The organism is Teredinibacter waterburyi (assembly GCF_001922985.1).
Classification (GTDB): domain Bacteria; phylum Pseudomonadota; class Gammaproteobacteria; order Pseudomonadales; family Cellvibrionaceae; genus Teredinibacter; species Teredinibacter waterburyi.
The window spans coordinates 78186-99128 of sequence record NZ_MRUH01000125.1; the positions used below are offsets into that span (position 1 = coordinate 78186).

General features: G+C 48.9%; 16 protein-coding genes. 10 read left to right on the top strand and 6 right to left on the bottom strand.

The window, feature by feature from the left end; genetic code table 11:
• The first annotated feature begins 81 nt into the window (after nucleotides 1-81).
• Nucleotides 82-507, top strand: coding sequence for a universal stress protein (locus tag IDZ20_RS10655; RefSeq protein ID WP_188151421.1), 426 nt, complete (start codon nucleotides 82-84; stop codon nucleotides 505-507).
• 22 nt (nucleotides 508-529) lie between these two features.
• On the opposite strand, the gene IDZ20_RS10660 is transcribed toward IDZ20_RS10655, so the two are convergent.
• A complete protein-coding gene (locus tag IDZ20_RS10660; RefSeq protein ID WP_188151422.1) occupies nucleotides 530-2467 on the bottom strand; it encodes an ATP-binding cassette domain-containing protein in 1938 nt (645 codons plus the stop codon).
• A gap of 342 nt (nucleotides 2468-2809) precedes the next feature.
• Between IDZ20_RS10660 and IDZ20_RS10665 the strand changes: the two genes are divergently transcribed.
• The 3 genes from IDZ20_RS10665 to IDZ20_RS10675 all read left to right on the top strand — a co-directional run bounded on the left by IDZ20_RS10665 (nucleotide 2810) and on the right by IDZ20_RS10675 (nucleotide 6700).
• Nucleotides 2810-4774 carry a transglycosylase SLT domain-containing protein gene (locus IDZ20_RS10665; RefSeq protein WP_188151423.1) on the top strand — a complete coding sequence of 655 codons (1965 nt, stop codon included), beginning with the start codon at nucleotides 2810-2812 and terminating at the stop codon, nucleotides 4772-4774.
• Between the two features lie 103 nt (nucleotides 4775-4877).
• On the top strand, nucleotides 4878-5462 hold the full coding sequence (locus IDZ20_RS10670) for a hypothetical protein (RefSeq protein WP_245792259.1): 585 nt from the start codon (nucleotides 4878-4880) through the stop codon (nucleotides 5460-5462).
• A gap of 23 nt (nucleotides 5463-5485) precedes the next feature.
• The gene (locus IDZ20_RS10675) at nucleotides 5486-6700 is read left to right on the top strand and encodes an EAL and HDOD domain-containing protein (RefSeq protein WP_188151424.1); all 1215 of its coding nucleotides are present in this window, start codon (nucleotides 5486-5488) and stop codon (nucleotides 6698-6700) included.
• Between the two features lie 38 nt (nucleotides 6701-6738).
• Here IDZ20_RS10675 and IDZ20_RS10680 read toward each other — a convergent pair whose 3' ends face one another.
• The 3 genes from IDZ20_RS10680 to IDZ20_RS10690 form a co-directional block, all read right to left on the bottom strand.
• The gene (locus IDZ20_RS10680) at nucleotides 6739-6990 is read right to left on the bottom strand and encodes a glutaredoxin family protein (protein WP_188151425.1); all 252 of its coding nucleotides are present in this window, start codon (nucleotides 6988-6990) and stop codon (nucleotides 6739-6741) included.
• 94 nt (nucleotides 6991-7084) lie between these two features.
• Nucleotides 7085-8719 (bottom strand): DUF5610 domain-containing protein, encoded by a 1635-nt coding sequence (locus tag IDZ20_RS10685; RefSeq protein ID WP_188151426.1) that lies wholly within the window; start codon nucleotides 8717-8719, stop codon nucleotides 7085-7087.
• A gap of 137 nt (nucleotides 8720-8856) precedes the next feature.
• Nucleotides 8857-9786 carry an FHA domain-containing protein gene (locus tag IDZ20_RS10690; protein WP_188151427.1) on the bottom strand — a complete coding sequence of 310 codons (930 nt, stop codon included), beginning with the start codon at nucleotides 9784-9786 and terminating at the stop codon, nucleotides 8857-8859.
• A 486-nt stretch (nucleotides 9787-10272) separates the two neighbouring features.
• Here IDZ20_RS10690 and IDZ20_RS10695 point away from each other — a divergent pair, with 486 nt between their 5' ends.
• The 5 genes from IDZ20_RS10695 to IDZ20_RS10715 all read left to right on the top strand — a co-directional run bounded on the left by IDZ20_RS10695 (nucleotide 10273) and on the right by IDZ20_RS10715 (nucleotide 15569).
• Entirely contained in the window at nucleotides 10273-11058 is a 786-nt protein-coding gene (locus IDZ20_RS10695) for a PP2C family protein-serine/threonine phosphatase (RefSeq protein ID WP_188151428.1), read from the top strand.
• A 74-nt stretch (nucleotides 11059-11132) separates the two neighbouring features.
• Complete coding sequence (locus IDZ20_RS10700; RefSeq protein WP_188151429.1) at nucleotides 11133-12041, top strand: lysylphosphatidylglycerol synthase transmembrane domain-containing protein; 909 nt, start codon at nucleotides 11133-11135, stop codon at nucleotides 12039-12041.
• A 79-nt stretch (nucleotides 12042-12120) separates the two neighbouring features.
• Nucleotides 12121-13149 carry a glycosyltransferase family 2 protein gene (locus IDZ20_RS10705; RefSeq protein ID WP_188151430.1) on the top strand — a complete coding sequence of 343 codons (1029 nt, stop codon included), beginning with the start codon at nucleotides 12121-12123 and terminating at the stop codon, nucleotides 13147-13149.
• 10 nt (nucleotides 13150-13159) lie between these two features.
• Nucleotides 13160-14794 carry an ArnT family glycosyltransferase gene (locus IDZ20_RS10710; protein ID WP_188151431.1) on the top strand — a complete coding sequence of 545 codons (1635 nt, stop codon included), beginning with the start codon at nucleotides 13160-13162 and terminating at the stop codon, nucleotides 14792-14794.
• Nucleotides 14795-14834: 40 nt separating this feature from the next.
• Nucleotides 14835-15569 (top strand): phosphatase PAP2 family protein, encoded by a 735-nt coding sequence (locus IDZ20_RS10715; protein WP_245792260.1) that lies wholly within the window; start codon nucleotides 14835-14837, stop codon nucleotides 15567-15569.
• Nucleotides 15570-15636: 67 nt separating this feature from the next.
• Here the strand turns inward: IDZ20_RS10715 and uvrB are convergent, their stop codons facing one another.
• Together uvrB and rlmKL are read right to left on the bottom strand one after the other, a co-directional pair.
• Entirely contained in the window at nucleotides 15637-17649 is a 2013-nt protein-coding gene (uvrB, locus tag IDZ20_RS10720) for an excinuclease ABC subunit UvrB (RefSeq protein ID WP_188151432.1), read from the bottom strand.
• 77 nt (nucleotides 17650-17726) lie between these two features.
• A complete protein-coding gene (gene rlmKL / locus IDZ20_RS16355; protein WP_245792261.1) occupies nucleotides 17727-20372 on the bottom strand; it encodes a bifunctional 23S rRNA (guanine(2069)-N(7))-methyltransferase RlmK/23S rRNA (guanine(2445)-N(2))-methyltransferase RlmL in 2646 nt (881 codons plus the stop codon).
• A gap of 303 nt (nucleotides 20373-20675) precedes the next feature.
• On the opposite strand from rlmKL, the gene rmf reads away from it, so the two are divergent.
• Nucleotides 20676-20879: a ribosome modulation factor gene (gene rmf / locus IDZ20_RS10735; protein WP_188151433.1), complete on the top strand. Its 204-nt coding sequence runs from the start codon at nucleotides 20676-20678 to the stop codon at nucleotides 20877-20879.
• Nucleotides 20880-20943: the final 64 nt, after the last annotated feature.

The window sequence follows — 20943 nt, forward strand, 5'->3', positions numbered from 1 at the left end:
CCATCTAGGTTAGAATCAGTCCATGAGTTATACGAAGTAAAATCACGTAACTAGCGATTATACCGAGCACACGGAGGAAATATGGAACTGTATCAACATCTACTCGTTGGCCTCGACTTATCAAAAGACTCAGCAAAAGTACTGACCAAAGCGGCGCGTATAGCTGCAGGATCAGGCGCGAAACTAACAGTTGCACATATCACCGAGCCACTAGCCTTCGCCTATGGCGGCGATGTCCCTATTGACCTAAGCGAGGCTCAAGGCATGATTGAACATCAGGCGAAAAAGCGTATAACCGCACTAGTTGAAGAGCTGGACGTGGATGCGGACATAGTCGTAAGTATCGGTGATACCGCGAGTGAACTGCACCACCTTGCAGAAAGCCGTGCCGCCGACCTTTTGGTGGTTGGCAGTCACGGCCGACATGGATTTGCAATGCTGTTTGGTTCGGTTACCAAAGGTGTAGTATCCGGTGCCAGTTGCGACGTTTTAGCCGTTCGAGTTTAGCGCCCAAACTCAGCCTTGCGCACTAGCCGTTTTGCTGAGCTTCTAGCTCTTCCCAGCGTTCAAACTTTTCATTTAAAGCGGCTTCGGCGTCGGCCAATTGTTGAATAACGTCATTTACATCTTTCTGGTCACGCTGATAAAAGTCTTCAGCTGCCATCAGCGCTTGAATCTGCTCTACTTTTTGCTCCAGCTTTTCGAGCACAGCGGGCAAGCCGTCCAGCTCTCGCTGCAGTTTGTAGCTGAGCTTTTTTATCGCTTTTGCCGGCGCTGTAGCAGTAGTCGCTGACGCATTAGCCTTGCTGTCGGCGGATTCGTCCGCAACCGACAGCTCAGCTAACCCCGCGCTACCTTTGCTTTGCTGCCCAGCCTCAGGCCAGCGTCCGCCCTGACTTAGCCAGTCGCTGTAACCGCCAATATATTCCTTTACACGACCCATTCCCTCAAAGGCAATAGTACTAGTTACGACATTATCGAGAAATTCACGATCGTGACTTACCAATAGTAAAGTGCCATCAAACTCGACCAATATCGATTCGAGCAACTCAAGTGTCTCGGCATCTAGATCGTTGGTCGGCTCATCCATTACCAAGAGATTGGCAGGTTTGCTAAATAGCTTCGCCAGCAATACACGATTGCGCTCACCACCGGACAAGGCCCGAATCGGCGTTCGGGCACGCTCACCGGTAAACAAAAAGTCGCCAAGGTAGGAGATAATATGACGGCTGCGGCCGTTGATCTCGATGCTATCGCGGCCGTCACTGATATTGTCCAGCGCGCTCTTGTTCAAATCTAACTGGTCACGCATTTGGTCAAAATAACCGACACTTAGTTTAGTGCCGCGCCGAACCGTGCCGCTAGTGGGCTCGAGTTCTCCAAGTATCAACTTAAGTAGTGTGCTCTTGCCTATACCGTTCGGGCCAACCAGACCAATCTTGTCACCGCGCACAATAGTGGAGCTAAAGCCCTTTACCATTGGCGTTTCTGTCCAGGCGAAGGATACGTTCTGAAGTTCCGCCACCAGCTTGCCCGACAACACCCCAGATCCCTGCTCGATCGTTGCTGTTTGCAACCGATCGCGACGCTGCGAGCGCTCATTCCGCATTTTCTCTAATGAACGTACCCGGCCTTCGTTGCGTGTACGACGGGCCTTGATACCCTGTCGAATCCACACTTCCTCTTGAGCAAGTTTCTTGTCAAACAACGCATTTTGACGCTCTTCGGCATCTAATTGCTGCTGTTTAAAGACTAAGAAGCCGTCGTAGTCACCATCCCACAAGCGAAAAATACCGCGATCAAGCTCGCCGATTTTATTCGCAACTGCGCGTAAAAATGCGCGGTCGTGGGTAATCACGACAATCGCGCCTGTGAACTGCTGCAACTGCAACTCCAGCCATTGGATGGCCGCGATATCGAGGTGGTTGGTAGGCTCATCGAGCAACAGTATGTCGGGCTCACACACCAACGCTTGAGCCAAGGCCACGCGTCGACGCCAACCACCGGAAAGGCTCGATAATATTGCTTCGCCGTCCAGACCTAAGCGGGTCAGTGTTTGCGTAATACGGGTATGAAAACGCCAACCGTCAGCGGCTTCAATACGCTGCTGTACACGCCCCAGCTCGTCCATAGTTGCCTCTGAAAAGTTGTGGATGAGCTTTTCATAGCGGGCTAGATCTTCACCCAAACCCGGCAGACCTTCAGCGACAAAGTCGTAAACCGTAATGTCACTCTTTTCCGGAAGGTCCTGCGCTAAGCCCGCAACCCGTATACCTGGGTCAACCCATCGATTGCCGCTATCGGGGTCGACGTCGCCCTGTAGGGATTTTAACAAGGTAGATTTACCCGCGCCGTTACGGCCGATGATTCCAACCCGGTCCCCCTTGTCTAGCTGTAGCGAAAGGTCGTCAAAAATGATCTGCTCACCGTAATGCAAATGTAAGTTTTCTAATTTTATTAAAGGCATAAGTATTAATTCGATCGAATAAAAAGTGTATGTTGGGCAGTGCGCCACAACAAAAGGTGTTTGCTGGAGCGGTTAACCCTGTTCAAAACGGAAAATTGATAATGATGAAATATTTATTCCAATCTGGAAGTAGCGCTTATCCGTTTTATAGACGAAACTATCAGTTAGTGGTCGCTTCGATGTGTATGTTTTTTAGCCAAAATCATTCGCTATCAATCGCACTACCGCGTTGCTCCTTGACGAGAACCCGAAGACTTACGAGCTAACCCAGAAGCTAAAGTTGACGACCAAGTTGCAGTAACACCTGCTTATAACCCCAAGCAACCAGAGATATCACTAAAGATGTACCAAGATTTAAGCCGCGCATTCTACGCCCTATTCGCTCGCAATTGTGCCCCTGCAGCAACGATCGCTTTGTTTTTTTTGTTCGCTCCAGCTAGCGCCAACGAACTAGCACAGCAGCGCATTCACTACGAAATGGCGAAATCGGCATTGAATAGCGGCGATTGGTCGGGTTTTAGGCTACATCAGCAACAGCTTGGCGATTACCCTCTGGCTCTCTACCTTGAATATGGTCGCCTCAAAAGTAAGCTCAGTAGCGCCGACCAAAATGAAATTGATGATTTTTTAAACCGTGAGCAGAGCTCATTTTTGAGCACACGCCTACGTGAACAGTGGCTCTACCACTTAGCCGTAAATAAACGCTGGGCGGAATTTCTAAACTATTATCAGCCGGATGCCAGTACCACAGAGATGCGCTGCCTTTGGTTACAGGCCCGCTTATTCGAGCGTGACAGCAGCGCCCTAAGTGAAGTTGGCGATCTTTGGGTTGGTGGCAAATCTCACCCTAAAACCTGCGACCCTCTATTTAACCGCTGGCGCCGCAGTGGTGGCCTTAGTCAAGAGCTGGTCTGGCAAAGGTTCAATAACGCTCTAGACGCTGGAAATCGCAGCTTGGCAAATTACGTTAGCCGAATGATGGACGAGCATCACCGCGGCTATGCCGACCTCTACAGCAAAGTCGTCGCCTACCCCAGCACAATTCGCAAGCGAGAACGCTTTAGCGAGCACTCGCCACTCATGCAAGAAGTTATCGTCGCGGGAATCAAGGCCTATGCACGCCAGAACCCTAAAGCGGCCCTCAAACTATGGGAGGGCTACGAAGCGCAGCAGCTCTTCCCTGAGAGGCTCAGTACCGACGCTAAATTAGCAATAGCGACCCAGTTACTACGCAAACGAAACACACAACAAGCCGAAGCGCTGGTACTTGGCTCACGCGATCTACAGCAGCCAAAGGTCGTAGAGTCGCTTATTCGAGACGCGTTGCGCGCCGAAGACTGGCCGCGGGTAAAACAGTGGTTAGCGCTGTTAAGCCCTGAGCTTCGCAATTCGGACCGCTGGCGCTACTGGCAAGCCAGAGCCCTAGGCGAAACCGCCAGTGACAGTAAAGATGCCGCGGCCGCCAGCTTGATCTACCAGTCGCTGTCGGAGTCTCGCAGCTTTTACGGTTTTCTTGCTGCTGATCACTTAGGGCGGCGCTATGAATTACAGAATGTTCCGGTCACGGCCTCTCCTGAGCTCTTAGCTGCGATTGGAAGCATGCCTGGGATGCGACGCGCAAAAGAACTTTGGTTGACCGATAACCTTGGTGAAGCCCACGCTGAATGGTTGTTCACCACTCGCGGCCTAGACAATGACGAGCTTGTCGCTGCGGGCGAATTAGCTCGCCAGTGGGGTTGGTATAACAAGGGCATTAACGCCATGATCACGGGCAACCTCTGGGATCACCTGTCAATTCGCTTCCCGCTCGCCTATGAAGACCAGATCCAACAGGTTTCGTCACAAACCAATGTTGAGCCAGCATTTATCTACGCTATCGCACGTCAAGAAAGTGCCTTTGCAGAGCAGGCAAAATCTAGCGCTGGCGCTATGGGGTTAATGCAGCTAATGCCAACTACGGCAAAAGAAACTGCCCAGCGCAATGGCATCAAACATAAGCAAACCGACCTCTATAACCCCGTTCATAATATGGAGCTGGGTAGCCTATATCTGAATCAACTGTTACAGCAGTATCAGGGCAATAGAGTTCACGCGGCTGCCGCCTACAATGCTGGCCCACACCGAGTCGACCGCTGGCTTAAAGCCTACCGCGCGGACCTGCCTACCGATATATGGATCGAGGTCATTCCCTTTCGTGAAACGCGTGGATATGTGCAGAACGTTTTGGCTTTTTCGGTGATCTACGGGCTTCGCCTTGGAAAACCAAATTCCCTAATTAACGAAAATGAGGTGAATTCATTGCTCTAAGTGTCGATTCTTATTCTAAGCTTAAGTGTGAATACTATTAGCTGTTAATAACGAGCGATTCGACGCGATCGTTACGCCAGCGCAGTTAGAATAGGAACAGAGCATGAGTAACGACTCAAAAGCGCCGATTACCGACGATGAGCTCGGTCACGCAGATTGGTCGCACATTCAAGAAACCATAAACATGCTCTATTTAGCTGTCTGCCAAATAGAGGCGACTATGGCCGACTCAAATAAAGCCGTCGACACCCTCACCGGCTCATTTGCCCTCCTCGCCAATCATACCAATGCGGTTAGCGCCCAAATCAATCAGCTTTCGAAGATCGAGCAATTAGATGCCTTCAAGCAAGACCTAACCGCCACCGCGACGGAGATGAACAGCAACATTTCATCCTCTATCGAAGCCTTTCAGTTTTATGACCGCGTATGCCAGCGACTAGATCATGTTGCGCGAAGCTTAGAAAAAGTCACCGAGTTAATGCAAACCGAAAACAGCATCCACGACCCTGCGGCATGGCGGCAAGTACAGCTAGGTATCAAAAGCAGCTACACCATGGAAGCCGAGCGCATCATGTTCGAGTTTATTATGCGTGGCGGCAAGGTTAAGGATGCACTGGATATTTATCGTCATCACTTTGAATCAACCGAGATAAAGACGCCTCGGGACGACGAAATTGAACTTTTTTAACCCCTAAGGCTAAGTAGTAGACAATGGCTGAAATGACCCCCCTATTCGCACGTCAACCGATATTCGATCGCAATAAAAAAGTGATCGCGTACGAGTTGTTGTTTCGCCAATCTAACCGAAGCCACGCTCAAGTTTTAGACGGCGATATGGCCACTGTCGAAGTTTTAGTTAAGGTATTTGGCGAGAATCAGATACCTAATATCATTGGCGATAACAAAGCCTTTGTGAACTATACCCGCAACCTAATATGCAACCCACCGCCCTTAAAATCGAAACAACTGGTTATTGAAGTTCTAGAGGATATTGAGCCTGACGAAGAAGTACTCGCAGGTTTAAGCAATCTCAAAAAGAAAGGCTTTCAGATTGCCTTAGACGACTACGTGTTGAATAAAAAAACGCTCGCATTCCTACCCTATGCCGACTTTATTAAAGTTGATGTACTTAGTTTAAGCGCAGCCGAACTTGTTCGCATGACACAAAAATTACGGCCGTTAAAAATTAAACTGCTGGCCGAAAAGGTAGAAGATCACGAGATGATGCGGCATTGCTTAGAGCTGGGCTTTGATTACTTTCAAGGCTACTTTCTCTGCAAGCCAGAAATTATTGAGGGCGTCAAAGTTAAAGAGGGAAAGCAGGCCTTAATGAAATTAATCTCGGTGATAAATGACCCCGCCGTAGAATACGATTCTATTATCACCACCATTGCCAGTGACCCAAGCTTAAGTTACAAGATCCTCCAGCTAGTAAACTCGTCGGCGATTGGCTTACCGCGTGCAATTGAGTCGCTACCCCAAGCAATAACGCTACTTGGCATAACCAATATTCGGAATTGGAGCAACTTCTTCCTAATGGCAAACAATTCAGACAAACCATCTGAACTGTGTGTAATTAGTATGACGAGAGCGAAGATGTGCGAAAGAATTGGTGGTCACAAAGGCGGCAAACATGTTGGTGAGGCGTGCTTTACAGCGGGGCTTTTTTCAAACCTCGATGCATTTTTAGATATATCGATGGAGCAAATTCTAGCCAAGCTTTTACTTTCGGAAGATCTAGCCGCAGCGTTATTGGATCGCAGTGGTGAGTTGGGGCAGGTATTAAGTCTTGTGCAAGCTTATGAGCGAGGTAATTGGTCTGATATCAACTGGAAATTCGTCACCCAATGTAATCTCGAAGCCGAGCAATTAAATGCGTTTTATCTCGAGAGTGTCGCCTGGGCGACCGCGGTTGTTAATTCGTAACACTGAACATTAGCGGCTAAATTATCACCCGTTTCGAGTTAACCGCTGCGTTTTTGTGTTAACCACTGCCTCACATCTTCCTCCGCAAACGGCCAGCCAAGGTCGTTATCTATGCCTTCACATATAACGACAGGAATACGCACACCATACAGCGCCATCAAGGAATCAGAATCGGCGATATCGCATGTATGAATCTGATAGCTGTTGGGCTTTAACGCGCGCGCGAGCACCTGCTCGGCTAGCTCACAAAGATGGCAGCCAAGCGTAGAGTACAAGGTTAATTTGGTCATAGGATCAACACTTTGATGATTAATGAATTCGAAATCACATCGAAATTAAAGAACCCAAAGGCTCACAAAGTGTCGATTATAACGCAGTGTCGATTTAAGCGTGGTGACGCTCTAACGCTGCCATCATATTCCCCATAAAAGGGCCAAACTGCTGGCTGCGTGGATGGCCAGAAAAATGCTGGCTGCCAATGGCATTGCTAAGCTGTTCAATGTCGGCAACACCAAAGCCGCTATCGGCAGCGTTGCTGCGTATCTGTTCAAGCTGCTTGACAAAACCCATTAACATTTGCATTGGATTATTACCAAAACGTGGCCCGTGTCTGTCGCCATGTTCGCCATCGCGAATCGATAACCGCTGCTCAGATGCCGCGGCAACCTTCCCATAGCTATCGTCGATACGTCCCTCAATGCGGGTGTAGCTAGTCTGCTGTAAATTGACAGCAAAGCGGGCAATTTCATCGCTTTCGATACCAAGCTGCAACGCCTGATCGAAGGCTGCAGTTACATCGCCACTAAAAAATGTTTCGGCAACATCATTTACCTTGCCGAGTAATTCGTTAATGGCTTTCAATTCTTCAGTATCGAGATCACCTTCTACCGTTAACTTAAAATTATTCAAACTGGACTCATTGTACTGGGTTATACCATTGCCCGTTTGAGTGCGCTCCCCGTAATCACCATAGGAGCGAATATTGACCTTGTCGCCATCTGCAGTAACCAGCTGTAAATTAAACGAACGGCTCTGGGACGACTCGCGCTCAAGGCTCACCCCTGGCTGGGACTCGACAGCACTAAGCCCCTCGCTATAAAAGGTTTCACTCGCCTGCAGCAGGGTTTTTAAGGTGTCCAGTTCTGGATTCGCGCTCAACTGATCTAACAAGGAGGCAAAGGTTTCGGCAAGACTTAGTTCGGGTGTTGCGGTGGTTATTGTACTGCTCGCTGGCGCCGCCGGAGCTGTCACAGCGGCGGCCTTGCGCTCGAGATCTGTTGTTGGATCTTGCAAGCCTAGCTTCGCCGCGATATCGCTTACGCCCTGAAGCACATCGTTAAAGGTCTTTTCAATTTGGGCGGCAACTTCTGCTGGCAACGACGTCAGTCCACCTAGCTGATCGGCGGCTTCGCTATACCCCTGCATAAATCCATCGAGGCCCGCTTGCAAGCGCGACTGTAGTGATGCGTCGTCGGCCCCGTCGGCCAGATCGAAAGCGAGCTGCTGTTGAATAAAGGCCAGAATTGTATTGGCCGCATCTGTGCGATTGCTCTCGGGGTTAACCTCCGCCGCACCCGACACCATAGAGCTTCGGTCAATAGAACTTCCGTCAAGGCTAGCATTGCCTGCGCCAGCCTCGTTACTTACCGAGGCGCTGGAATGCGTTGATGAACTTATTGTTAAAAAACCTTGCTGTGAATAAGTAGCGCTTTGACGATCAGCGTAATCCGCCCCGTGCCTAGTGGCGTGATCGATTGAGGGATTTGCGAGGTAGGACTGTGACGGTGTATAGCGGGTTTCCGAATACTGGTACATAGCCGTAACAGAGCTACTAGACGACCGATTACCATCGATAGTAACGGTTGTTTGACTACTACTAACGATTGTTTGGCTACGACTCACAGAGCTTTGTGTCCCCGTGGCAGAAGCGTCTGCGGGGCTATTAGTTGTGGTCGGCGCTTGCGAACTATGCGCCAGAGTAGCTGGGTGTGGGTTGCGATGTATCGCGGGATCTATCATCAGAAAACTCCGAAAAACGCGGCCTATGGCATTGCCTATGACAGGCTTTCGGCCTGACAGCTCGGAACTTCAATAATATTTTGTTCTAAAAGCGATTTGCTATTGCGGTGAATCTGCGGCTTGACGCATGAATGGCATCAGCCCTTCAGATAAAACCAAATTGCAGCGCCAGCAGCGCCCGCCAACACCAAAACCACAGGCCATGTACTCTTATTAGAACTACTTTCTGGCGCAACCAAGTGACTTGACTCCTGCTCCGTTTTTACGGCCTGCCGAGCTATCCCACCATTTGCCCTCGATATTGGCCTTTTGGCTGCGTTCGCTGCGTTCGCTGCGGCTATTGGCTTACTACCAACATGAGCCAAGCGCGTCGCATCGGGTTGTGACGCTACGATAGGGATCGCCGACTCCGTTTTTAAGGTTGGCCGAAACACGGTTTTGTCCACATCTCGCTCAGGGCCAGAAATGGTAAAAGCTAGGTTATCAAAACTGAGTTTATCGCCAAGATTCAGCACCGCCTTATCGACCTTTACGCCGTTGACGAAGGTGCCGTTAACCGAGCCCAAATCCCGCACTTCAAGCCCACGAGACGATATGGTTAAAGAAGCATGGTGACGCGATAAATGCGAAAAAGGTAAGGAAATATTGCAATCTGGCGCGCGACCTAGAGTCATCTGCCCGTGTACATCAATGTCTTTGGCCACCAGCATGGTGTTTACGGGTTGCAACTTCCAGCCTGGTTTTGACGCTTCATTAAAAGCGGTGTTGTTTACAATGGGTTGCTTCGGGTCGACAAGCATTACACGAACATCACCAAACGATAGGATATCGCCATGAACTATTCGTTTCGGCGACCGTACCGGCATGTCGTTTACCCTGATGGCGCTATCGCCAACAAGGTTTTCGATCGTCGCCTCGTCGCCTTTAAAGTTAAGCTGAGCGTGCTTTGCGTGTAATAGATGATCCTGAAGGCAGAGTTCACAGCCGGCATCCGTACCGACGAAATAGTTAGACTCGACTAGCCACAAGGGTTTTTTTGTTTGGTTTAGATATTTTAATTGCAACATAGATTCTAACTGTCTTTAGACCTTGATCATCGAGCCGAGGCGAAAGCTGAACATAAAACACGGGCGGGCTCATTCACGCCGCATGTTAACAAATTGTAACACCGCGAAATTAATCGCTGGCACTATACTCTATATAATAGTCCAATCAGCGCTTGAATATTAGCTGTGTTAATAGCGTTTCGCCTACAGAACAGGTGACGATAAAAATCGCAGCTAATGAATGTTCAACGACCTATAGCCGCGGTGAGATACTAGGCTACAGCATACTCACAGAAAAAATGAAGCGGCGAGAACCGGCGAGACGTTAGTAGCGAGGCGCGGCAAGTCGTGGAGCGCGGTGAAAGAAACAGTAGAAACAAACTTAGATTCTGTGAACGTTCTCGGAATTCTGACCTTGTCTACTCAGGCTTTCAAGACAGATATATAAAATTCGTTTAGGCTCAATGGTTTGTAAGCTCTAAAACCCTACTAAGAATCAGGACCAGCATGGCTTTAACTGGCTACAGCGCCGCAACAGATGTTGGTTTACGGCGTAACAATAATGAAGACCACTACCTGAGTTTGCCCTTTTTAGGGCTTTGGGCCGTTGCCGATGGTATGGGTGGCCACGCCGCAGGCGAAGTCGCCAGCGCCATTGCCTGTCAAACATTGGGCTCTCAAATTCGTTCCGGCACAAGCCTTAGCGATGCGATTCAAGCCTGCCATAAAGCTGTCTTACAGGGTGTAATTGATGGCGCTGGCGGGCAAGGAATGGGCTCAACCATGGTTGCGCTGCACTCTCGGGGCCGCAATTTTCACGTTAGCTGGGTTGGCGATAGTCGCGCTTATTCTTGGCTGCCTGATAAAGCAATACCGCTGGAACAAATCACGCGCGACCATTCCTACGTGCAAATGCTTTATGAGTCCGGAGCCATCGGCTACCACGAAATCGCCAATCACCCAGAAAAAAACATCATTACTCAATGTTTAGGCTCTATCGATGCTGAAGACGTCCAGGTTGATGTTGTCACCAGCCAATGGCAACCAAACCAGATGATTCTACTCTGTAGTGATGGTTTATCGGACGCCGTCGGCGATGAGGAGATGACCGATATTTTGAAGCGCTGTAGCAACCTCGATCAAGCCACCAATAACTTGGTTCGAGCCGCTTTAAATAACGGCGGTCGCGACAATATCACCGTACAGATCATTGCCGCCCCACCCAGTTGGTTACAAATCCTACAAAACACCTATTCTCAGTTTGCCAAGCTTGCAAATCCCGCCAGAAACTAACAGGCTTCGCGGCTTTATGGTATAAAGCGCGCTGTTTTGCTAACTCACCCCTAAACGCATCACGTTGTTGCCTAATGCCACCAAAACTCACCCTTATTTTAAAAGCCACTTTTGCCTTGCTAATGCTGGCGGCGTTGATCTGGTGGGTGCAAAGTAATTATGGTTGGCTGGAATTACTGTCCGCTTGGAATCAAGTGCCGCTAGCCACCATTGGCTTGGCTGCGCTGCTCGTGATCGGCAGCCATTTTCTTCGTGTTTTGCGAGTATATCGAGCCTACAGTTACCACACCTGTGTGGATTTTCGCCTGACTTCGAGTGTTAGCCTGGTACACAACACCGTTAGCTTCCTGCTGCCGATGCGTCTCGGCGAAATCGCCCTGCCAGCACTCAGCAAGCACCAACTCGGTATTGAACTACGTTACTCATCGGCGACATTGGTACTTTTGCGACTATTCGACGCGCACATGCTGGCGCTGTTACTGTTGTTTTTTACTGGCTCACTGTGGTTATCGACCTATGGCCTTGGCCAATATGCGATCATCATTCCACTATCGCTAATCACCGCGCTGCCCTTTTGTATCCATCTACTAAAATGGGGGTGTAGCCGATCAGAAAAGTTACGCTTCTTGTTACCACTTATTCAAACACCCCAGTCTTGGCTTACGCTCTACGCATTAACCATGGCGCTATGGTTGATCAAACTACTTGCGCTAGCGCTAGTTGCAGCGGCGTTGGGGCATATAGCCATTGACCACGCTTGGATAGCGACTATCATTGCCGACGGTAGCGCGCTTTCGCCGTTAACGGGGTTTGCCAATGCAGGTACTTTCGAGCTGGCATTCGCAGCACCGCTACTTCCTCTGGGTTACGAGCTTAATCATCTCGTTAAGGTCGCGGTTAATCTGCACTTATTTATTTTTGTTATCAATATCGCCGTGGGTATTTTTGGTTTTATCGGGCTGAACCCGCGTACACAGCCCTAATTTATATGTAAAAAAACGTTCCCGCGTAGAACCGATCTACTCACGCAAAAAAATCACAGTATTAAGGTAACCGTTTATCATGCAGCTCCCTAGCCTAACCATCGTCGTCCCCATGTACAACGAAGAGGACAACGTACGCCCTCTGTTTACCGCGATAAAAGACGCACTAACAGGCTACCAAGGTGATTGGTTTGCGATTATCGTAAATGACGGCAGCCGCGATAAAACCGCCGCACGTTTAAATGAATGTGTAGATGAATTCGGCGAGCAGTTTCAACATATCGAATTACAACGTAATTTCGGTCAGACCGCAGCGATGCAAGCCGGAATAGACGCCGCTAAAACCGAACTTATCGCAACCATGGACGGCGATTTACAAAACGATCCCGCCGACATTCCTCGCCTTGTAATGGAATTATTATCACGTGACTTGGACCTACTCCAAGGCTGGCGAAAAAACCGTCAGGACGCACTAGTATCGCGTAAGTTGCCGTCGCGCATCGCCAACAAAATTATTCAACGCGTTAGCGGTGTAAAACTGGACGATTATGGCTGCAGTTTAAAAGTGTATCGTGCCGACGTACTCAAACAAATTCGCATCTACGGTGAGATGCATCGATTTATTCCGGTATGGATGGCGACCGTCTGCCCACCACATCGCATCGGCCAAACACCCGTCCACCATCGCGCGCGCGTTGCCGGTGAATCAAAATACGGAATCTCGCGAACCTTTCGAGTCATTATCGACTTGCTTACAGCGTTCTTCTTCCTAAAATTCCGCGCCCGTCCCGGTCACTTCTTTGGCTCTATTGGCCTTGGTGTCGGCATGCTCGGCGGCGTACTTATGTCTTACCTAGTCTTTCTAAAGGTTTTTTTAGGCGAGGATATAGGCGATAGACCCATGTTGATGTTCGCCAGTATTCTATTGATTGCCTCGTTGCAGTTTTTAACTACCGGTGTAGTTTCTGAAATTTTAAGCCGAATCTTCTTCCAAACTACTAACGTGAAATCGTATAAAATTCGTAAGCCCCTTAGCTGCGAATACAACCCAGATTTCCAGAAACAGCTTGAAGAAACGTTAAAGAATCCTGTCAACGAATCTAAATAGTGGGGTTGGTATGACTAGGCTACCTTTATCCTCAACTACCGGGTCGCCCTCTAGCGCAGCTAAATTCTCGCCCACGGCTATATTTGCCGTGATTGTCGTGTTGCTAACAGTCTATCGAATGTTAGTCATTCTGCAGCCACACCTTTCTCTATTCTATGACGAAGCCTATTACTACCACTGGTCGTTAAATCCAGACTTTGGCTACTACTCGAAGCCACCGATGGTCGCCTGGAGCATAATTGTTGGCACCAGCCTGTTTGGTAACGGCGTATTCGGCATTAAAGTCATGGCGAGCTTGCTATACGCGGGCAGTGCCACCGCGATATTTATGACACTGCAACGTATCGCGTCTGGCTGGCAAGCGCTTCTTGGTGGCTGTGTATTTCTCTGTATTCCCATGATCGGCTTTAACAGCGTATTTATCACCACCGATGCGCCGATGATTTTTTGTTGGTCGGTTACACTTTACGCAACCGTGTGCGCCCTACTTGACGGGCGCTTGTGGCAGTGGCTGTTAGTCGGTATAGCTACCGGATTTGGTATGCTAAGTAAATACACCATGGGTGCGCTTCCCCTAGCCATTTTTCTATATCTTGTTTTTTCCAGCCGTCACCGCCCGCTTCTAACCACTGCAGGCCCTTGGCTCGCTGCAATCGTTTCGGGTTTGATTTTTGGTTTGAATATCTACTGGAATTACCAAAACAATTGGGTCGCACTGCACCATACCCAAGAGATCTCCGAAACCGGTGGCGACCTTTTTAATGTCGCCTCGCTATTCGAGTTCTGGCTGACGCAAATCTTTATTTTTGGCCCAGTCTGGAGCTACCTGCTTGTTCGCGGGTTGATAGCAAGGTTCCAGTCGAAAAGCCCATCTTCTTCGAGCCTATTAGAAACCTCGGAACTCGACAAAAAAAGTGTTACGGCAATCGAAAATCAAGCGGAGTTTATTCGCCTGTTTATTTGGGCCACATTGATTATTCTCGCCGCCATATCGGTACAGGCATTTTTATCGCGCGCATTTGCCAATTGGGCAGGCCCATGGATGGTAGGCGGAGCATTATTGTTAGCCTTGTGCGCCCCCGACATATGGCAAACCGCTAGCTCAAGTTTTAAATTGAAACGCTGGTTAATTACCGGCGCGATTATTCAACTCGGTGCGCTATCGTTGTTCTACCACTGGCCCGTAATACAACATATTGCCAATGTAGAACCTACCCGCAAGAACACACCCTACTATCGCATAATGGCATGGCCGGAACTTGGCGAGCAGCTAAAGCCCTATTTAACGACCTACCCGAATGCACGGCTAACCAGCGATAGTCGCGACCTGCTCGCGTATCTCGGTTACTTTGCCGAGCCGGGCAGTTTTCAATTTGCGCGCTGGAGCCCAAACCCCGACAATATTCGCGACTACTACGATTTAAAACTAAACCTGCGTGACTTCACCGGCCAAGAAAGCGACGACCAAGAGACTAGGCTAAAAGCTCGAGAGTTTTTGTTTGTAACAAAAGAACCCTTTACGGCAGAGTTTTCTGCCGGATTCAGTTCTACAAAAAATTTAGGTGTTATTAAGCAAGCCATAAACAGCACCGAATCTCGGCGCGTATATCTTACCCTCGCCACAAATTTTATTGGCTACCCGTGAACTTGCGTTGCGTTACAGCACAATGGGAAAAGGCATTACCATGAGCACAAGAAACCAAGGTCAACCTACCCTTAAGTCAAATTGGTATGAACAACGGCTGGCGTTCCTTTGGCGCGCGGATCTGTTAGCCTGCCTCGGCTGTGTCGCCTTCTTTTTACTGCTGCCAAAGCTAGACCTTTGGACGTCAGCGTTATTCTTTGATGGCAGTGGTTTCCCGCTTGATAGAAACAGCGTGGTTCAGTTTATTTATCATGCCTTCGCTAAAATCCAAATCGTCTACTTACTTGCCATTATCGGCGGCATCGCTTGGTGTAGTTACAGAGGACTAAAAGCTGCTCGAAAAGCTTGGCTGTTTTTGCTTGCTGCATTGATCCTAGGGCCAGGATTGATTGTTAATGTTGGTTTAAAAGAAAATTCCGTTGGCCGCCCTCGCCCGCGCGACGTACAACCCTTTGCTGGAGAACATAGCTTCGCCCCAGTATTTACCTATTCGGGTGCCTGTCAGCGGAACTGCTCATTTGTTAGTGGCCATGCCGCGATTTCATTTTATTTGATGTCGCTAGCCTGGGCGTTGGGGCGCCGTCGCTGGCTAAGCCTTGGAATTGGAGCTGGTATAATTGTCGGATTTGTTCGGATTGTTCAAGGTGGGCACTTTTTAAGTGATGTGATATTTTCGGGGTGGGTGGTCTATTTTACCTGTGTGATCTTAGCCCATTTTATGGGGCTTTCTTTAGAGAGGCAGAAAACAACTTTAAGCGAAGCGGAAAAGCATTAACCCAATCCACACAGTACGAGTAGGCTCAACATTCATCAATATTTAATTACAACAATGTTTTTAACGGCTACATGGCCGTCTGTTTAAGCTGGTGAATTTTGTCGCGTATCAAACCTGCCCTTTCAAATTCGAGGCTTTTAGCGGCTTCAAACATCATCTTTTCCAAATCCTGAATGTGATGCCATACATCTTTCCCATCGGGAATGTCTAACGCGTATTTACCTTTAGTTTCTGCGACTTTACGTTTCCCGCCAACACGTGAACCAGGTGCTCTAGCGCCCTCCATAATATCGGCAACGCTTTTATAGATACCCTTTGGTTCAATGCCATGCTCTAGGTTATACGCTTTCTGCTTGGCGCGACGGCGCTGAGTTTCTCCCATCGCACGTTCCATAGAACCGGTGATACGGTCGGCGTAGAGAATCGCTTTACCTGTTACATTTCGCGCGGCACGGCCAATCGTCTGAATAAGCGAACGATCGGAACGCAAAAAGCCTTCTTTATCCGCATCAAAAATTGCCACTAGCGATACCTCGGGCATATCCAAGCCTTCACGCAATAGGTTAATGCCGACCAAAACATCGAATTCACCAATACGTAAATCGCGAATAATTTCCACTCGCTCGACGGTTTCGATATCCGAGTGTATATAGCGCACTTTCACGCCGCACTCCACCAAATATTCAGTGAGATCTTCCGCCATACGCTTGGTTAGCACAGTAATTAACACACGCTCTTTTTTTGCGACGCGAATATTAATTTCCGACAAGCAGTCATCCACTTGCGATATGGCCGGACGCACTTCAATTTCTGGGTCCAACAAGCCGGTTGGCCGAACCACTTGCTCTACAACCTGCCCTTGTTTTTCCGCTTCGTATTTACCCGGTGTTGCCGACACAAAAATGGCTTGCGGCGCTGCACTTTCCCATTCGTCAAAACGCATCGGGCGGTTATCTAAGGCCGAGGGCAAACGAAAACCATATTCAACCAAGGTCTCTTTGCGGGAGCGATCACCCTTGTACATAGCGCCAATTTGCGGAATGGTTACATGCGACTCGTCGATCACTAACAGTGCTTCTGGTGGCAAATAATCAAATAGTGTCGGTGGCGGTAGGCCACTTTCGCGGCCAGATAAATAGCGAGAGTAGTTTTCAATACCTGTACAGTAGCCCAACTCGCGCATCATTTCCAAATCGTAGCGAGTACGCTGTTCAAGCCGCTGTGCCTCTACCAGCTTATCGAGTGATTTCAACTGCTCTAAGCGAACTACCAATTCTTGTTCAATATTGACTACGGCATCCAAAATACGCTGCCGAGGCGTAACGTAATGAGACTTAGGATAGATAGTTGCACGCGGGACGCGATTAATAATTTCACCGGTAAGCGGGTCAAAGATCGAAATGTTTTCGATCTCGTTATCAAACAGCTCAAGTCGTACTGCGTCTGTTTCCGAGTCGGCAGGAAAAATATCGAGCACTTCACCGCGCACGCGATAGGTGCCGCGCTGAAAATCAATGTCGTTGCGGGTGTATTGTAATTCTGCCAAACGTCGTAACAAATCACGCTGATCAACTTGATCGCCGCGCACCAAGTGCAACATCATTTTCAAATAGGATTCGGGGTCACCCAATCCATAAATGGCGGATACGGTAGCAACCACAATTGCATCTTTGCGCTCCATCAACGCCTTGGTCGCCGATAGTCGCATTTGTTCGATGTGTTCGTTAACCGACGCATCTTTATCAATAAAGGTGTCAGACGAAGGCACATAGGCTTCGGGCTGATAATAATCATAATAAGAAACAAAATATTCAACGGCATTGTTCGGGAAGAATTCTTTAAATTCACCGTAAAGCTGAGCGGCCAAGGTCTTATTGTGTGCCATTACCATTGTCGGTCGCTGCGCATGAGCAATTACGTTGGCAATGGTAAAGGTTTTACCCGAACCGGTAACACCAAGAAGCGTTTGCGACGCCAACCCCGAATCAATACCCTGCGCCAGTTTTTTTATGGCCTCGGGTTGGTCGCCTGCGGGCTGGTATTTACTGTGTAGCTTAAACAAATCTGAACTGGAGCTCATACTACGAAATTTACCTGTCGTGTCATCTTCTACCATTCTAGCTATTCAACTCTAAAGCTAAACCTCAATATACGGCGTCACCCTTTACTGGGATGACGAACTTCCCAACAGTGGTGAATTTTAGCATTTTGCTTAAAGTCTGGATCCAAGCTTTGTGCGGTAATATCTTTAATATCAAACGCCGCGAGCGCATCGTAATCTAGCTTAAAACTTCGTAAATTGTTCGAGAAGAATAAGGTTCCAGCAGGATTAAGTAAGTCCATGCAACGCGACACTAGATCGACATGATCTTGCTGAATGTCTAAAACGTCTTCCATTTTTTTTGAGTTTGAAAAACTCGGTGGGTCGAGCATAATCAGATCAAAGGTTTCTTGGCATTCGTCCAGCCAGGTCAGGCAGTTATCGCGAATAAGGCGATGTTTAATCGGTTGAATATTGTTTAGATCAAAGTTTTCGCGCGCCCACTGTAAATAGGTATTCGACATGTCGACACTTACCGAACTGCTAGCGCCACCGACCGCTGCGTGCACTGTCGCGGTTGCGGTGTAACAAAATAGATTTAGAAACTTTTTACCGTTAGCCATATCAGCGATACGCATACGCAACGGGCGGTGATCTAAAAATAAGCCGGTATCCAAATAATCATGCAGGTTAACTTTAAACTTACACTGACCTTCAGTTACCACTTCGCCGGGCGATGGTTCCCAACGGGTGAGTTTTTCGTATTGCTGTTTGCCTTTATTGCGGCGACGGGTTTTTAGAACGATTACATCTTCGCTAACATCACAGGCAACCGCTACAGCGTGAACCAACTCTTTAAAGCGCGCTTCCGCTTTGCTTTCTTCAATGGATTTTGGAGCCGCATATTCCTGAACGTGAATATGTAAATCGCCCTGGCTACCGGTATAAACATCGACTGCAGCAGAATATTCGGGCATGTCAGCATCGTATAAGCGATAGCAATTCACGTCGGATTTTCTCAACCACTTTTCCAGACGCTTTTGATTCTTTTTCAGACGATTACATACCATCTCGGCGCCGCTGGAAAGTGGGAACTCTTTTAACTCCGTTGGCGTTTTTGGGTCCAGAGTTGGGTCGTAGGGACGCAAGTCGGCGGTAGAATCGGCGGTTACACGGGTTCCCGCCCACGGCGATTTTTTGATTTGTTCTGGGGTGGTTTGTACCGGTTCGGCGGCTTCGTCTAGGTTATTGCGGTCACGGCTATGGCCATACGGACTATTAGTAGGGATAGCGGTAGGACTAGCGGAATCAGCACTATCTATCCCAAGGCGATCGCTGTCAGGATCACTCTGATCGCTGCCTTCAACATTAAGATTGACGCTAGGACTACTACTAACGCATTGGCTCTCGCTGTCATTTTTAGCGCTCTTGTCAGGGCTGATAGCGTTACTTTCAGTTTCAGTTGCGTCGCTCGATGACTGGCTGCGCGCGCCATATAAGCTCGCCCCCGATTTTGTCGCGCTGCTGTTAGCTGGCTCTGGGGCTGACGTAGCTGCAAGCAAATCAAACAACAAAAGCTCGCTAGGTATAGCGCCATTGTAAAACTTGTACTTTTTTCGCGGTCGCAATCGAAGCGCATCGGACAAGGCCTTAGCACCGGTAAAAACGGCAAGTTCCCAGCCGGGAAGCTCCCTCTTCATAACGCTGGCTAAACTGTAGTACGTTGCTTTAAGTGCATCGATTTCACCCAATCGCTCACCATAAGGCGGGTTACAAATGACTAATCCCGCAGTAATTTCGGTGTGGGTTGGCTTTTTAAATTCCTCGACGGCTTTCGGTGTTAAGCGAATAAGATCGGCTAAGCCTGCGGTTTCAATGTTTTCCGCTGCGGCATCAAGAACGCGATGCACAACATCGTAACCGCGAACTTCCGAATTAAAATTAGCTAGGCCTTTTTCTCGACGCGCGAAGGCTTCATCGATAAGTGTTTGCCACATCTCTGAGGAATGCTGGCGCCAGCGTTCAAAGCCAAAGCCTTTGGGGGAGTTTGGAATCGCGCCAAAGCGGCTGCGGTGCGCCTTATCCGCTCGATAGATTCCCGGGGCAATATCGGCCGCGATCATCACACCTTCGATTAAGAAAGTTGCCGAACCACACATCGGGTCGAGCAACGCGCCACCGCGCGCGGCGATGTCTGTCCAACCGGCGCGCAATAACAACGCTGCGGCGAGGTTCTCTTTAAGTGGAGCGCCACCCTGCCCCATGCGGTAGCCGCGACGATGAAGACTGTCGCCAGACAGATCCAGACTCAGGTGCAGTTGCCCTTTGGCTAAACGGGCATTAATACGAATATCGGGGTTACTTTTTTCAACATTTGGACGCTCGCCAGTTTGCTCGCGCAAGCGATCAACTACAGCATCTTTCACCCGTTGCGCACCAAATTGGGTGTGACGAATGGCATCACTGGCACCGATAAAATCAACAAGTAAGGTCGAATCTGGCAGGAAGTGCTCTTCCCAGGGCACTGACGCGACCAGCGCGTAGATATCGTCGGCGGATTTAACAATACCGCGCGCCAAAGGCAAAAGAATTTTGTTCGCACAGCGCGACCAAAGGCAGGCGCGGTAAGCATTTTCTAAGTCGCCGTCAAAGGAGCATCCTGCGACAGTTTCTTTTACTTCACTTGAGACAATAGATTCAAGCTCTTGTTTTAAAAGGCTTTCTAGGCCCTTGGGACAGGTGGCGAAATAGTTGTGGGACATATCGTATTACTGCATTTTATTCTGAGGGGCCATATGGAAGCCGTTTACTATGAATTTATAATCGTTCACTTTTTAATCGGCCTTTGGGAAACTTCATGTCCTGCTTGAGAAGACAGAGCGCAAGTGTAACAGCTCTGCTCGGCAACACCGAGAACTACAGAAAGCAGCTAATTACGGTGGCATAGCCGCTCGTCACTATGAAGAGTGTTTTTTTGGAGGGTTGAATTAGACACGCCACCGACACAAACACGGCACCAATCAAGTAAGAGCAAACCATCCAAGCAACTAACAGGAACATTGCCTATGAAAAGTCAGAAAAGGAGCCACTCAGAGCGCGCCTTTGCACGCGGGTATCGCGCTGCCGTAACCGGCAAGTCGCGAACTTTATGTCCACATGTTAATGGCGACGCCAGACAAGAATGGCTAACCGGCTGGCGGGAAGGGCGAGAAGACCACTGGAATGGATTCAACACACTGGCGCAAGTCCAGAAGCTGCAAAATATGTAACAGTTTCCCCGCGAGGGGTCACCTCGGCTACGGGCCAAATACCCGCCGAGGACATAGGCTCGTT

Excerpts from the sequence above, each read along its gene's own strand:
- IDZ20_RS10655 (WP_188151421.1), top strand. The coding sequence starts at position 82 with ATGGAACTGTATCAACATCTACTCGTTGGCCTCGACTTATCAAAAGAC.
- IDZ20_RS10660 (WP_188151422.1), bottom strand. The coding sequence starts at position 2,467 with ATGCCTTTAATAAAATTAGAAAACTTACATTTGCATTACGGTGAGCAG.
- IDZ20_RS10665 (WP_188151423.1), top strand. The coding sequence starts at position 2,810 with ATGTACCAAGATTTAAGCCGCGCATTCTACGCCCTATTCGCTCGCAAT.
- IDZ20_RS10670 (WP_245792259.1), top strand. The coding sequence starts at position 4,878 with ATGAGTAACGACTCAAAAGCGCCGATTACCGACGATGAGCTCGGTCAC.
- IDZ20_RS10675 (WP_188151424.1), top strand. The coding sequence starts at position 5,486 with ATGGCTGAAATGACCCCCCTATTCGCACGTCAACCGATATTCGATCGC.
- IDZ20_RS10680 (WP_188151425.1), bottom strand. The coding sequence starts at position 6,990 with ATGACCAAATTAACCTTGTACTCTACGCTTGGCTGCCATCTTTGTGAG.
- IDZ20_RS10685 (WP_188151426.1), bottom strand. The coding sequence starts at position 8,719 with ATGATAGATCCCGCGATACATCGCAACCCACACCCAGCTACTCTGGCG.
- IDZ20_RS10690 (WP_188151427.1), bottom strand. The coding sequence starts at position 9,786 with ATGTTGCAATTAAAATATCTAAACCAAACAAAAAAACCCTTGTGGCTA.
- IDZ20_RS10695 (WP_188151428.1), top strand. The coding sequence starts at position 10,273 with ATGGCTTTAACTGGCTACAGCGCCGCAACAGATGTTGGTTTACGGCGT.
- IDZ20_RS10700 (WP_188151429.1), top strand. The coding sequence starts at position 11,133 with ATGCCACCAAAACTCACCCTTATTTTAAAAGCCACTTTTGCCTTGCTA.
- IDZ20_RS10705 (WP_188151430.1), top strand. The coding sequence starts at position 12,121 with ATGCAGCTCCCTAGCCTAACCATCGTCGTCCCCATGTACAACGAAGAG.
- IDZ20_RS10710 (WP_188151431.1), top strand. The coding sequence starts at position 13,160 with ATGACTAGGCTACCTTTATCCTCAACTACCGGGTCGCCCTCTAGCGCA.
- IDZ20_RS10715 (WP_245792260.1), top strand. The coding sequence starts at position 14,835 with ATGAGCACAAGAAACCAAGGTCAACCTACCCTTAAGTCAAATTGGTAT.
- uvrB (WP_188151432.1), bottom strand. The coding sequence starts at position 17,649 with ATGAGCTCCAGTTCAGATTTGTTTAAGCTACACAGTAAATACCAGCCC.
- rlmKL (WP_245792261.1), bottom strand. The coding sequence starts at position 20,372 with ATGTCCCACAACTATTTCGCCACCTGTCCCAAGGGCCTAGAAAGCCTT.
- rmf (WP_188151433.1), top strand. The coding sequence starts at position 20,676 with ATGAAAAGTCAGAAAAGGAGCCACTCAGAGCGCGCCTTTGCACGCGGG.